This window comes from Arthrobacter sp. PM3 (assembly GCF_003352915.1).
Taxonomy (GTDB): Bacteria; Actinomycetota; Actinomycetes; order Actinomycetales; family Micrococcaceae; genus Arthrobacter.
In genome coordinates this window covers 4,336,999-4,350,352 of record NZ_CP022314.1, presented here as the reverse complement: position 1 = coordinate 4,350,352, position 13,354 = coordinate 4,336,999, and the positions used below count along the sequence as shown (strand labels likewise).

The window sequence follows — 13,354 nt, the reverse complement described above, 5'->3', positions numbered from 1 at the left end:
AGGCGAGAGCGGCGAGCATGTCCCCGGACCCGTACGCCGAGTCGGCCAGGACCTGGACACCGGTCCCGCTGATCGTTGGATCCTTGGTCAGGAGCCGGGCGCCGACGGTCCCGTCGCTGTTCTCCGGCCCGGAGGCCTTGGTCAGTTCCGCGGCGGTGATCAGCCCGGTGTCGGGCTCGATCACGATGTGGGCTTTGTAGCCGTCCTGCTGGCGGGACTGGGTCTTATGCGCGTGCCGGGTATCCGGGTCCACCGTGGAGATGACCCGGTCCGGGGCGACCTTCCGGGCGATCCGCCACCGCCCGTCCGTGCCGTCCGAATCCTCGGCCGGTTCGACATCCTGCCCGGCGACCAGGGCCAGCAGCGCATACGCATCAGCGGCCTTGCCCTCCAGGGTTTCGGGATCGACCACCGCCAGCAGCGCCAACGCATCGGTCACCAGCACGCAGATCAGTCCGTCTTTGGCGTCCGGGTCATCCCAGGCGATGTCCGGTTTGCCGGTGCGGGTGTAGTCATACCCCTTCGCGTGGACGCTGACCAGGTCCTGGCCGCCGGGAACGTCCCGGCCGAAGCGGCGGACCGCGGCGATCAGCTGCGTGATGGTGTCCTGCCTGGCCACCGCGTCGTCCAGGACCGTGGAGTCCACCGCCCGCGGCCGCTTGCCCTTCAGGACTCCGGTCTCGGCAACGACCTCCGCGATGGCCTCCATGATCCGGTGCGGATTTCCCGATCCGGCTAGACGGCGCCGCCAATACGTCAGCGTGCTCGGATGGAACGCCGTGTCGGTCAGCCCGTACCCGCACGCGGCCTTCCAGCGCAGATCATAGGTCAACGCCTCCGCGGTCTCCCGGTCTGAAAGGCCCTGCAACGCCTGCAGCACCAGCACCGACCCGATCACCGGCGCCGGAACCGAAGGCCGGCCCCTCCGCGACGGGAAGAGGTCCTCCATCATTGAATCCGGAAACAACCGCCCCCGATGACTGGGCAGAAACGCGAAGACGCTGCCCGGAGCCAACAACTCCCCGGCCAGCGCCTCCACGTCCAAATACCCGCGTTGCGCGTCCTCGCGTCCCTGCATAAGACCAGTCTTAACCACCAGGCCCACCAGTCCAGCGGACACGCCCGCCCCGCGACTAATTCAGCAGTCTCCTAGGGCAGCGGGCCGTGATTGCCCTGGATGTGGTCGAACACCAACGTGGTTTCGGTGTGGCCCACCACGGGGTCCGTGGCCAGGTTGTCCAGAACCCAGTCCCGCAGGTCCTCCGTGGTGGCCACGGCAATGTGCAGCAGGTAGTCCACTGAGCCGGACGTATGGAACGTCGAGAGCACGGCCGGGAGCTTGGGCACCCGCGAGGTGAAACGGTCAATCTGCTCGCGGTCGTGGGCGCGCAGCCGGACGGCAATGAGGGCCTGGACGGAGCGCCCGATCGCCGAGAGGCTCAGCTTGGCCTCGAAGCCCTCGATGATGCCGCGCTCGGACAGGGCGCGGGTGCGCATCAGGGCCGTCGACGGCGCGATCCCCACGAGCTCCGCCAGTTGCTTGTTCGAGATCCGGGCATCCGCGACGAGGGCGGCGAGCAGTCGCTCGTCGACCGCGTCCAGCGGCTCGCCGGCGCCGGGCCGAACATTCTTCGCACTGCTGTTCACGGGGCCTCCTTGAAGTGTTATGCGTTCATCATAATCGGCGGAATCCAGCAGTTCCATTCAGAACCTCTACAAAACCACGAATTATTGCCAGATACTTGCGGAATTCAATGGCGAATATTCGTAAGGAGTAAGGGTGCTCTCTCAAGATTCAATGGCGGTTCACGCAGGCCGGGACTGGCTCACGGAGCAGGGGGTGCACGCGGTGCCCATCGACCTGTCCACCACGGCGCCCCTGGGCTCGGTGCACGACGGCGGGCTGGCCTATGAGCACATGGCCACCGGCGGTTCGCACACGGCGGGACAAAGCACGGTCTACCAGCGGCTGTGGAACCCCACGGTCGCCCGCTTCGAGGCCGGCGTCGCCGTCCTGGAAGGCACGCCCGAAGCCGTGGCCTTTGCCTCAGGCATGGCGGCGCTGAGCGCGGTGCTGCTTGCCGCGGTGGCGGCAGGCAAGAAGCACGTTGTGGCCGTGCGGCCGCTTTACGGCGGCAGCGACCACCTGCTCGCTTCCGGCGTCCTCGGCAACGAGGTCACGTTTACGACGCCGGAGGGCGTCCGCGCGGCCCTGCGGCCGGACACCGGCCTGGTGATCCTGGAGACGCCGGCGAACCCCACGCTCGAACTCGTTGACATCGCCCGGGTGGCCGCCGCTGCGGACGGCGTTCCTGTGCTCGTGGACAACACCTTCGCCAGCCCGGTGCTGCAGCAGCCGTTCGCGCACGGTGCCGCCCTGGTGCTGCACAGTGCCACGAAGTTCCTGGGCGGCCACGGCGACGCCATGGGCGGCGTGGTGGCAGCGGATGCCGGGTGGGCCGCCCGGCTGCGCCGGATCCGGGCGGTGACCGGCGGCATCCTGACCCCGTGGCCGGCCTACCTGCTGCACCGCGGGCTGGCGACGCTTCCTGTCCGGGTCCGCGCCCAGCAGGCCGGCGCGGAAAAGGTCGCCCTTGCCCTGGCCGGCCACGGGCTCGTCAAACGCGTGTACTATCCGGGCCTGGCCGAATGCGACCCGGCCGGGATCATCGGCACCCAGATGGCCGGCCCGGGATCGCTTATGGCCTTCGAGCTCGCCGGCGCCGAGCATGCCGAACGGATCCCGGCGGCCGTCGGCATGATCACCCATGCCGTTTCGCTCGGCGGCATCGACACCCTCATCCAGCACCCGGCCGGCCTCACCCACCGGCCGGTGGAGGCCGCCGCCAAGCCGCACGCCAGCCTGTTGCGGCTCTCGGTGGGGCTGGAGGATCCGGCGGACATCGTGGCCGATCTCGTGCAGGCGATCGAGACTACGCGGTAGGCAGTCCGCGGCCCGCCGGCGCCGGGCCGGCGGGCGCGGGCGCCGGATGCGCGACGGCGGTCATGACCGCCGTCGCGCCGGCCAGCCCGATGACGGTCAGGGCAAGGGCCGTCCAGCCGAGCTGCTGGAACACCAGTCCGCCGGCCCAGCCGAGCACGCTGGAGCCGAGGTAGTAGGCCAGGTTGTACAGCGAGGCGGCCTGCGCCCGGCCCGCCGTGGCGATCACGCCGGTCCAGCCGGAGCCGATGCTGTGCGCGGCGAAGAAGCCGCCGGTGAAAACCAGGAGCCCGACGAGGATCGGGACCAGCAACTGCGTGAGCGTCAGGGCCAGGCCGCCGGCCATGAGCGCCGTCCCGGCGATCAGCACACTGCGCCGGCCGAACCGCACCGTCAGCCCGGCCGCCCAGCGGGCCGAGGCGGTTCCGGACAGGTAGGCCAGGAAGATCAGGCTGATCGCGGTGGCCGGGAGGCTGAACGGCGCCCCCGAGAGCCGGAACCCGAGGTAGTTGTAGACGGCCACGAAGCCGCCCATCAGCAGGAACGCCTGGACGTACAGGGCCAGCAGCCGCGGATTCCGGCCGTGGCCGGCCAGCGTCCGCACGGCACCGCGGAAGCCGCCTGCCGCCGCGGCCGCGAACCCCTGCGCGCGCGGCACGAGTACGAGGAACAGGACGGCTGCCGCCGTGGCCAGGATGGAGACGGCCAGGGCCGCGGCCCGCCAGCCCCACAGTTCGCCGGCCGGTCCGGCCACAAGCCTGCCAGCCAATCCGCCCAGAGTTGTACCGGCAACATAGCTTCCGGCGGCCAGTGCGGCGTGGGCCTTGCTGACCTCCTCATTGAGGTACGCGATCGCAATGGCCGGGATGCCGCCCAGAGCCATTCCCTCCAGCATCCGCAGTCCCAGCAGCATCGGGAAGCTGGAGGCCAGGGGGACGATCAGGCCCAGGACCGTCGCGGCGCTGATACCCCACATCATGGCCCGGACGCGGCCGATCCGGTCGGCGAGGAAGGACCAGGGGAGGACCGTTACGGCCAGTCCCACCGTCGCGAGCGAGATCGTCAGCGCGGCCTCGGCGGCCGAGACCTCCAGATCCGCGGCGAGGATGGGCAGCACCGCCTGGGTGGAGTAGAGCTGGGCGAAGGTTGCGACGCCGGCAAACGCGAGTCCGGCGAGGATCCGTCGGTAGGCCACGGACCCCTTCGGGTGGCCCGCCCACGCAGCAGCCCCGGCTGCAGTTCGGAGCGCCGGACCGGGACCGGGGCTGGGACTGGGGGTGGGACCGGCGCCGCGGGGCGTGGAGAGACGTGGCATGATCTCAGCCTAGAACCCCGGTAATGGATGCTTCCAATGCATGATTTTCATAGGATAGAAAGCAAATATGGAACGGTTTCGGTGGGTGACGGGCCAGGGGTGAGGCGGACATGGACATAGAGCACAAACAGTTGGTGCAGCTGCTGCCGCTCCTGCCGCTGCTGGCAGAACTCGGGCGGACGGAGCACATCACCGGGACGGCGGAGATCCTGGGCGTGCCGCAGTCGACGGTCAGCCGGGCGGTGGCGCGTGCCGGCGCCATCGTGGGAACGGACTTGCTGGTCAGGGACGGCCGCGGCGTGCGGCTGACTCCCGCCGCGAAGGCCCTTTTGCCCCACATCGATGCCGCGCTTCAGGAGTTCCAGGCGGGTCTGGACCTTGTCCGGCACGAATCGGAAGTGGTCCGCGGCAGGATCGCCGTGACCTTTCAGCACACCTTTGGCGAGGCGATGCTGCCCCTGCTGATCAGCGCGTTCCGCAGCAGGCATCCGCAGACGTCCTTTGACCTCAGCCAGGGGGCCCGGGACTGGTGCCTCGCTGAACTCGCCGCCGGCTCCGCGGACCTCGCGCTCACGGCGCCGGTTGCCGCGCCGGGCCGGAGCATCGGCTCGGCAGCGCTCTACCGGGAGCCGCTCCGCCTGGTGGTCCCGCACCGGCATCCGCTGGCCGGCCGCCGTCGGGCCCGGGTCGCCGACATCCGGCAGGAGCCCTTCGTGGCGATGGGAACCGGTTACGGCATGCGCTCGCTGACCGAAGCGCTGTTCCGGGAAGCAGGATTCCGTCCCCGGATTGCCTTCGAGAGCCAGGACTCGCACACCGTGCGCGGCCTCGTTTCGGCCGGTCTCGGCGTCAGCATCCTGCCGCCCGGCGGCGCCGCACCGGGCCGGCACCAACCGGCGGCGGAACCGGGTCCGGCAGCCGGTGACGAGGGCATCCCCGGGTGGGTGGAGATTCCCCTGGATTCGGCGCTGGCATTCCGCGAGATCGGGCTCGCCTGGCGTGTACCGGCGTCCCGGCACGGCGGGCCCGATGCCGAACCCGAGCCTGTGCGGTTGTTCCGCGAACTCGTGCTCCGCGACGGGCCGGAGCTCCTGGCCGGGTTCGTGCGCGGACGCTCGGGCAGTTGAGCCCGGGTACCCCGGCCCGCCGAAGTAGCCGGACGCTTTCCGAGTCGCAGGGAACTAACGGCGACTTCGGGACGTTCCGGCGAAGTCGACGCCGGGTCAGCCGAGCAGGCGCGCAACGACGCCGGCCACGGGACCGGGCTGTGCCTGCCGCCAGCCCGTCCCCGCCCACAGGTTCAGCCGTTCCGGGTCCCCGGCCGCGGCTGCGGCTGCCCGGAGCGGGGCCGTCAGGTGGTGGATCGCCGGATAGGCCTCCGGCGCTCCGGGGTGGTGCCGTACAAAGTCGTTCTCAAGGGCCCGGGCCTGCCGGCCGGTGAATGCGCGGGTCAGCCGGGTCCGGGTGAAATGCGGGTCGGCCAGGGCATCTTTGTGCAGCTGCCGGGCACCGCTTTCGTCGGTGCGCAGAAACGCGGTGCCCAGCTGGGCTGCCGCTGCCCCCGCCCGCAGTACGGCGCCCAGCCCGGCGGCGTCCATCACCCCGCCGGCGGCCACAAGCGGAAGGCCGACGGCGGACCGGACCTCCGCGAGCAGCTCCGCCGTCGTGCCGTCTTGCCGGATCGAGGCGGCGGAGAAGGGCGCGGGGGCAGGCAGGAACGCCGCGCTGTGTCCGCCGGCGCTGGCATGCTGCACCACCAGGGCATCCACGCCTTGTCCGGCCGCCTGCCGGGCCTCGGCCGCAGTGGTGACGGTGGCCAGCACCGCGGATCCCGCCCGCTGCAGGGACCGCACGACGTCCGGGCCCGGCAGCCCGAAAGCGAAACTGACCAGCTCGACGGGATCTTCAAGCAGGGCATCGATCTTGCCCTGCCACTGGTCGTCGTCGTCCAGCCGGAACGCGGGGAGCTCCGCACCGTACCGCAGGGCATCCGGGCCCAACTGCCGGCGGTACTCGGCAAGCTCGGCCAGCAACGCCGCGGAGGGTGCCAGCTGGGCCGGATCCGGGACAAACACATTCATGCCGAACCGGGTGCCGGCGTCCCGTGCGGCGCGGATCTCCGCCTGCATCGCTGCCACGCTCTTGTAGCCGGCGGCCAGGAACCCAAGCCCGCCGGCCCGGTGGACGGCCCCGACGAACGCGGGCGTGGACGTCCCGCCCGCCATGGGCGCGGCGATCACGGCGGTGCCGAAGAGGTCGTGCGGCATTGCTGGCTCCTGTGGCGTTTCGGTAACGGGCGGCAAATCAGCGGCAATTCAGTAACGTGCGGCGATTCAGTAATCTGTTCGGGTGACTACCACTGACAACCCGCCGGCGGCGGACTCTGTTCCATCTTCCACCACCGTAATCGGGCTGGACATCGGCGGCACCAAGACCCGCGGCGTGCGGTTCGAGGGCGGCGTGCCCGTGGCCGACGAGTCGGTGGGGAGCTCCAACGTCCAGAACGTCAGCGCCGAAGAAGCGGCCCGCAACCTTGCGGAGCTCTTCGCGCGCATCGGCGGGGGAGACGTCACCCGGGTCTACGCCGGCGCCGGGGGGATCGACACCGACGACGACGCCGCGGCACTCGCCGCGCTGATCGCCCCGCACGTGCCCGGCGCCCGGATTACCGTAGTCCACGACTCCCGGCTGCTGCTCGCGGCCGGCGGCGCAAGCACCGGCGTCGCCGTGATCGCCGGCACCGGCTCCGCCGCGTGGGGTAGGAACGGCCGCGGCGAGGAAGCCCGCGCCGGAGGCTGGGGCTACCTGCTGGGGGACGAGGGCAGCGGCTACTGGCTGGGCCGGGAGGCCGTCCGCCACAGCCTGCGCCGGATGAACCAGGGCCATGCGCCGGACGAACTCACCACGGCCCTGCTGGCGTCCTGCGGGGTGGACCACCCGAACAAGCTGATCGCCCTGTTCCACTCGCCCGCAACCGGGCGCCGCTTCTGGGCCCAGCAGGCCCGGCTCGTGGTCGAAGCCGCCGACGCCGGCCATGCACCGAGCCAGGCCCTCGTGGAGCAGGCCGGACGCGACCTCGCCGCCCTGGCGGAGCAGACCGTCAGGCAGCTCGGCATCGACGGCCCCGTCATCCTGGGCAGCGGGCTCGGCATGAACGTGCCGCGGCTGCAGGAATCCTTCCGGGCGGCGCTGGCCGGCGCCGGGATCACCGACGTCCGGATCCTGGCACAGGAACCCGTGTTCGGGGTGCCCCAGCTGGTGGCGGAGCAGGCGTAGGGGATGGGCATGCAATTCGACACCAGGCCCGCCGCCTATGCGGTGATCATCCGCGACGCCGAGATCCTCCTGGCGTATTGGAAGCAGGACGGACGCGAGGGCTGGACGCTGCCCGGCGGCGGCCTGGACCTGGCCGAGCACCCCGTGGACGGGTGCCGCCGGGAGATTGAGGAGGAAACCGGCTACGACGCCGAGATCGGCGCCATGCTGGGGATCGACGTCGGTCACTGGCCCTCCGAGGTCCGGCTCGACGGCGGCGAACGGGACTTCCAGTCGCTGCGGCTCGTCTACGAAGCCACGATCACGGGCGGGGACCTGCGCCACGAGGTCAACGGGAGCACCACCCACGCGGCCTGGATCCCGCTGGACGCCGTGGCCGGACTGAACCGGGTTTCGCTCGTGGACGCCGGACTGCGCCTGTACCGCGAGCGGCCGCTGAACGGAAAACTTTCCGGCTAGTTCCTAGCCAGCCGGGCGCCCCTTGGCTATTCTGGACGCACCGCCGGGAGCAGCCCGCAGGCACGGTAACAGGCAGGGCAACAGGCGGGGTATCAGGCGGGGCATGCGGTTCCGGCCGCGGCAACCGGTCCACGACGGGGAGGTGGAAGCAATGAATGCGATATTTCTGAGCGCCGTGTTTTTGAGCACTGAGCGCACCGACACCAGCCATGTTTCTCCTGCCCCGTCCCACGGCGCCGGCTAGCCTCCAGGGCCGGTCTTCCCGCTCGGGCGGCACGTCCGCCGCAACCGCGCACAGGCGCCGCAGCACGGGGCCCCATCAAAGGGTTTCCGTTGACCAATCATGCCGCAATTCCGGGCGCCCGCAGCGCCCACGACATCACTCACGACACCACTACTGACACCACTACCGCCGGCGCGCCTGCCGGCACCCCGGCCGGTCCCGTCCGGTATGGCTACACGGCGGCCGTCGCGGAGCGTTTCGCTGCCCATCCCGTGCCGGGAGGCAGCCGCCCCGGCCGCGTCATCCGTGTGGACCGCAACCGCGTCCTGGTCGCCGACGGCGGCGGGACCGCGCACCTGCCCTACCCTTTCGGCGGGGAACTGCCGGCCACCGGGGACTGGGTCTGGATCGGCCGGAACACGGCGGGGGAACCGGCGATCGCGGGCGTCCTGCCGCGCCGGTCGGTACTGAGCCGCAAGCGCGCCTTCGAGGCGTCCTCGGAAGCGCAGGTGCTCGGCGCCAACATGGACGTCGTCGGGATCGTTGTTCCGGTGGACCGTCCGCTCACGCACAACCGCCTGGAACGTACCCTCGTCGCGGCCTGGGACTCCGGTGCCGTCCCGCTGGTGATCATCACGAAGGCGGACCTCGCGAATGTGGCGGACGACGTCGTCGGGACCGTCGTGCGCCAGGCCGCCGGCGTCGACGTCGTCACCACGTCGGCCGAGCACGGCGACGGCCTCGATGCGCTGCTTGCGCATCTGCCGCCCGGCGGCACCCTGGTGCTGCTGGGCCCCTCGGGCGCCGGGAAGTCCACGCTGATCAACGCCCTCGTCGGGTTCGAGGCCCAGGAAACGGGAGCGGTCAGGGCCGGCGACGGCAAGGGGCGGCACACCACCACCTCCCGGGAACTGGTGCCGCTGCCCGGCGGATCGGTGCTGATGGACACTCCCGGAGTGCGGGGCTTTGGCCTTTTCGACGCCGAGGACGGCATGGAGGAGATGTTCGGAGACCTCGAGGAACTCTTCGGACAATGCCGCTTCTCCGACTGCGCGCACGACCGGGAGCCCGGTTGCGCGGTCCGGGCGGCGCTGGCCGACGGCGTCCTCGACAGCCGGCGCTGGGCCAGCTACGAGAAGCTGCAGCGCGAGCTTGCAGCCCTGGCGCGCCGGCACGACGCGGCTGCCCGGCGCGCGTACCAGCGCGAATGGCACCAGAAGATCGCGGTGGCGGGCAAGAGCCAGCGGTCGGCCGACCGGGACCGGCACGAAAACCCGGGCGGCCGTGGCGGCAGGGGCGGGGGCAAGGACAGCCGGCGGCGTCCGCGCTGATCGGCCGCCCCCCTTTCCGCTACGGGACAGGCGGCGCGCCGGAAGGTTCCGGTGCGCCACCCATCCCGCACCGCCGTGCTTCCGAAGCCCTGGGGAAGCAGCGGCTCCGCTGTCCGCATTTCCATGACTTTGGCACAAGTGCTGGTTAGTCTAAGTGCTAGCTGCTTTATGGCCAGCACACTGAGGAACAGTAGGCTGGTCAGTTCGATGTTGCCCCAACAGTTAGGTAAGCCCGGAAATGGCCGAAGCCATGATCGAGTTCCAAGACGTCACAAAGCAGTACCAGGGCGGCCAGGCCGCCGTTGACGGGCTGACCATGGCCATCGACAAAGGCGCCATCACGGTCTTTGTCGGGCCGTCCGGCTGCGGAAAGACGACGTCCCTGCGGATGATCAACCGCATGGTGGAGCCCACATCCGGCGTCATTACGGTGGATGGGGCCGACATCGCCTCCGTGCCGGCGCCCCAGCTGCGGCGCTCCATGGGCTACGTCATGCAGTCCTCCGGGCTGATGCCGCACCGCACCGTTCTGGACAACATCGCCACCGTCCCCCGGCTCAACGGGGTGTCCAAAGCCGAGGCCCGCACGCGGGCGCAGGAACTGCTCGACGTCGTGGGGCTGGCCTCCTCGCTTGCCAAACGGTACCCGTCCCAGCTGTCCGGCGGGCAGCAGCAGCGGGTCGGTGTGGCGCGGGCGCTCGCGGCCGATCCTCCCGTGCTGCTCATGGACGAACCCTTCAGTGCCGTGGACCCCGTGGTTCGCGATGAACTCCAGAAGGAGTTGCTCCGGCTCCAGCACGACCTGGCCAAGACGATCGTCTTCGTCACCCACGACATCGACGAGGCCACCGTCCTGGGGGACAAGGTGGCCGTCTTCGGCGCCGGCGGCAAGCTGGCGCAGTACGCCGCCCCGGAGGAGATCCTGCGCGCTCCTGCGAGCGAGTTCGTCGCGGCCTTCGTGGGCCGTGACCGGGGGTTCCGGCACCTGGCCTTCAGCCCGTCCGACGGCGTCACCATCCACCCCGTCCGTTCCGTCACGCCCGAACAGCTCCGGCAGGAAGGCGGCGCCGGGGACTGGCAGCTGGTGGTCGACGACGGGCTCCGCCCCCTGGGCTGGGCCGCGCCCGGTGCCGGTGCCGGCTCCGGGTCCTCCGCCGGAGCGGGCCCGGCGATTGTTCCCGGCGGCTCCCTCTTCCGCAAGGGCGATACCCTCCGCCGTGCCCTGGACGCGGCGCTGTCCTCGCCGTCGGGCCTCGGGGTGGCGGTCGATGACGACGGCCGGGCGGCCGGGGTTATCGTCGCCGCCGAAGTCCTCGCGGTGATTGAGTCGGACCGTAACGCCCGGCACGGAGTGCTCTGATGCAGTGGTTCCTGGCCAACAGCGCGGAGGTGTTCGGCCTCGCCGCCCAGCACCTCGTCCTGGCCATCCTGCCGATGATCTTCGGGGTGATCATCGCCGTCCCGCTGGCCCAGCTGGCCCGGCAGAAGCGGGGGGTCCGGTCGGTGGTGCTGACGGGGTCCTCGCTGCTGTACACGATCCCCTCGCTGGCGCTGTTCATCATCCTGCCCACGATCCTCGGCACCCGGATCCTTGATCCGCTCAACGTGGTGGTCGCACTGACGATCTATGCGGTGGCCCTGCTGGTGCGCGCCGCGCTGGATGCTTTCGACTCGGTGGACGAGGACCTGCGGCAGGCCGCCGTCGCCATGGGCTTCAAACCGTTGGCCCGGTTCCTGCAGATTGACCTCCCGTTGTCCCTGCCGGTGCTCTTCGCCGGCCTGCGCGTGGTTTCCGTCAGCAACATCTCGCTGGTCAGTGTCGCGGCCCTGCTGGGGATCGGCAATCTCGGCATGCTGTTCACCGCCGGCCTGCAACGTGATTTCGTCACCGAAGTGGTGGTGGGCATCGTGGCCATCCTGATCCTCGCCCTGCTGATGGACACCGTCCTGGTCGTGCTCGAACGGCTGCTGACCCCTTGGGCCCGCGCGGCGGCGGTCCCGGGTGCAGGCGCCGGCCCGGCGAAGACCAGCACGGGCGCCGCGGCGGCCCTGCGGCTGGCGCATCCCGAGAGCGGAGGGGGCAACGCATGAACGACGTCGTCACGGGCACCGTCGCGTGGCTGACCGATCCCGCGAACTGGTCCGGCAGCGCCGGGATTCCGGTGCGGCTGGTCGAGCATCTGTTCTACACCGGCCTGGTGATGCTGATCGCAATAGCGATCGCCGTGCCGGTGGGACTGTTCGTGGGGCACACGGGCCGCGGCCGGGTGGTGATTGTGGCCGCCGCCGGCGCCCTGCGCGCGCTGCCCACGCTGGGCCTGCTCACCCTCTTCGTCCTCCTGGCCGGCATCGGGCTGATGCCGCCGATCTGGGCGCTTGTGATCCTGACCGTCCCGCCCCTGCTGGCCGGCACCTACGCCGGGATCGCCAGCGTGGACGCCAACGTGGTGGACGCCGCCCGCGCCATGGGCATGACCGAAATGCAGGTGCTGTTCCGTGCGGAGTTCCCCAACGCGCTGCCGGTCATGTACGGCGGGTTCCGCACCGGGGTCCTGCAGGTCATCGCCACCGTCTCGGTGGTGGCCTACATCAACCTGGGCGGTCTGGGCCGGTACCTGTTTGACGGGCTGGTGCTCTCCGACTTCCCGCAGATGCTCGGCGGTTCCCTGCTGATCGCGGTCCTGGCGATCACGGTCGACCTTGTCCTTGCCCTGATTCAGAGGCTGTTCCTTCCACGGGGCGCCTCTTCCCAGCCGAACCGCAGCCAGCAGGCTGCGGTTGATCTCACAGACCCCGCACTCCCGGGGACTGCTGTTCAAGGAGGTACGACATGAAGGAATCCCGTCAACGAGCCCTCGGCCGGCGCGCATTCGGCGGCCTGGCCGTCGGCGTGGGCCTGGCCATGGCACTGTCCGCCTGTGCCGGTTCGTCCAACCCGCTGAGTACGGCCCCGGCCAGCAGCGGCGCGGCGTCCGGGTCAGGCGGAGCGATGGTGATCGGCTCCGCTGATTTCCCGGAGAGCCAGATCCTGGCCGAGGTCTATGCCGGTGCCCTGAACGCCGCCGGCATCACGGCCAGCACCAAGCCGAACATCGGCTCACGCGAGGTCTACTTCAAGGCCGTCCAGGACGGGTCGGTGGATGTTGTGCCCGACTACAGCGGCAACCTGCTGCTGCACGTGAACAAGGACGCCACTGAGGTCTCCGCCGAGGACATCGCCAAGGCCCTCCCGACCAAGCTGCCGCAGGGCCTGGCCGTGCTGGACGCCGCCAAGGCCGAGGACAAGGACGCCATGGTGGTCACCAAGGCCACGGCCGAGAAGTACCAGCTGAAGTCCATCGAAGACATGGCGAAGGTCTGCGGCGATCTCGTCATCGGCGCGCCGGCGACGTTCGCCGAGCGGGCGTACGGGCTGCCCGGCCTGGCTAAGAACTACAACTGCGTGCCCAAGAAGCTTGAGCCGTTCAGCGACGGCGGCGGCGCCGTCACGCTCAAGGCCCTGCTCTCGGACCAGGTCCAGGTGGCGGACATCTACACCACCACCCCGTCCATCCCGGACAACGACCTCGTCGTGCTGGAGGACCCGAAGAACAACTTCATCGCCCAGCAGGTCCTGCCGCTGTACAACACGGCCAAAATGACGGACAAGGCGAAGGAAGCCCTGAACGGCGTGTCCAAGGTCCTCACGACCGAGGACCTGATCAACCTCAACCGTGCGGTCAGCGGCAGCCAGAAGCAGAACCCGAAGGATGCCGCGGACGCCTGGCTGAAGGAGAAGGGGATCGTCAAGCAGTAGCCGGAACGGCGAC

13 protein-coding genes are annotated in these 13,354 nt (G+C 70.3%); 9 read left to right on the top strand and 4 right to left on the bottom strand.

All coding sequences use genetic code 11. The features are described from left to right. Both CFN17_RS19765 and CFN17_RS19760 read right to left on the bottom strand, forming a co-directional pair. Nucleotides 1-1,078 (bottom strand): transposase (locus tag CFN17_RS19765; RefSeq protein ID WP_208749354.1); only part of this gene is annotated, 1,078 nt, incomplete at its 3' end. Nucleotides 1,079-1,149: 71 nt separating this feature from the next. Continuing rightward, entirely contained in the window at nt 1,150-1,647 is a 498-nt protein-coding gene (locus tag CFN17_RS19760) for an Lrp/AsnC family transcriptional regulator (RefSeq protein WP_208749353.1), read from the bottom strand. 151 nt (nt 1,648-1,798) lie between these two features. Here CFN17_RS19760 and CFN17_RS19755 point away from each other — a divergent pair, with 151 nt between their 5' ends. Next, the gene (locus tag CFN17_RS19755) at nt 1,799-2,944 is read left to right on the top strand and encodes a PLP-dependent aspartate aminotransferase family protein (RefSeq protein WP_208749352.1); all 1,146 of its coding nucleotides are present in this window, start codon (nt 1,799-1,801) and stop codon (nt 2,942-2,944) included. Here the strand turns inward: CFN17_RS19755 and CFN17_RS19750 are convergent. Continuing rightward, nucleotides 2,934-4,256: an MFS transporter gene (locus tag CFN17_RS19750; RefSeq protein WP_261792285.1), complete on the bottom strand. Its 1,323-nt coding sequence runs from the start codon at nt 4,254-4,256 to the stop codon at nt 2,934-2,936. The genes CFN17_RS19755 and CFN17_RS19750 overlap by 11 nt on opposite strands. 110 nt (nt 4,257-4,366) lie before the next feature. Between CFN17_RS19750 and CFN17_RS19745 the strand changes: the two genes are divergently transcribed. Continuing rightward, entirely contained in the window at nt 4,367-5,383 is a 1,017-nt protein-coding gene (locus CFN17_RS19745) for a LysR family transcriptional regulator (RefSeq protein ID WP_208749351.1), read from the top strand. A 96-nt stretch (nt 5,384-5,479) separates the two neighbouring features. Here CFN17_RS19745 and CFN17_RS19740 read toward each other — a convergent pair whose 3' ends face one another. Then, entirely contained in the window at nt 5,480-6,523 is a 1,044-nt protein-coding gene (locus CFN17_RS19740; RefSeq protein ID WP_208749350.1) for a nitronate monooxygenase, read from the bottom strand. Nucleotides 6,524-6,605: 82 nt separating this feature from the next. Here CFN17_RS19740 and CFN17_RS19735 point away from each other — a divergent pair, with 82 nt between their 5' ends. The 7 genes from CFN17_RS19735 to CFN17_RS19705 all read left to right on the top strand — a co-directional run bounded on the left by CFN17_RS19735 (nt 6,606) and on the right by CFN17_RS19705 (nt 13,341). Further along, the gene (locus tag CFN17_RS19735) at nt 6,606-7,532 is read left to right on the top strand and encodes an N-acetylglucosamine kinase (protein WP_208749349.1); all 927 of its coding nucleotides are present in this window, start codon (nt 6,606-6,608) and stop codon (nt 7,530-7,532) included. A 3-nt stretch (nt 7,533-7,535) separates the two neighbouring features. Then, a complete protein-coding gene (locus CFN17_RS19730; protein WP_208749348.1) occupies nt 7,536-7,991 on the top strand; it encodes an NUDIX hydrolase in 456 nt (151 codons plus the stop codon). A 378-nt stretch (nt 7,992-8,369) separates the two neighbouring features. Beyond that, entirely contained in the window at nt 8,370-9,545 is a 1,176-nt protein-coding gene (rsgA, locus tag CFN17_RS19725; RefSeq protein WP_208751611.1) for a ribosome small subunit-dependent GTPase A, read from the top strand. Between the two features lie 238 nt (nt 9,546-9,783). After that, on the top strand, nt 9,784-10,905 hold the full coding sequence (locus CFN17_RS19720; protein WP_315968640.1) for an ABC transporter ATP-binding protein: 1,122 nt from the start codon (nt 9,784-9,786) through the stop codon (nt 10,903-10,905). Continuing rightward, nucleotides 10,905-11,636, top strand: coding sequence for an ABC transporter permease (locus CFN17_RS19715; RefSeq protein WP_208749346.1), 732 nt, complete (start codon nt 10,905-10,907; stop codon nt 11,634-11,636). The genes CFN17_RS19720 and CFN17_RS19715 overlap by 1 nt, the downstream gene beginning before the upstream one ends. After that, nucleotides 11,633-12,379: an ABC transporter permease gene (locus CFN17_RS19710; protein WP_208749345.1), complete on the top strand. Its 747-nt coding sequence runs from the start codon at nt 11,633-11,635 to the stop codon at nt 12,377-12,379. The genes CFN17_RS19715 and CFN17_RS19710 overlap by 4 nt, the downstream gene beginning before the upstream one ends. Continuing rightward, a complete protein-coding gene (locus CFN17_RS19705) occupies nt 12,376-13,341 on the top strand; it encodes an ABC transporter substrate-binding protein (protein WP_208749344.1) in 966 nt (321 codons plus the stop codon). Before CFN17_RS19710 ends, CFN17_RS19705 begins: the two co-directional genes overlap by 4 nt. Nucleotides 13,342-13,354 lie beyond the last annotated feature (13 nt).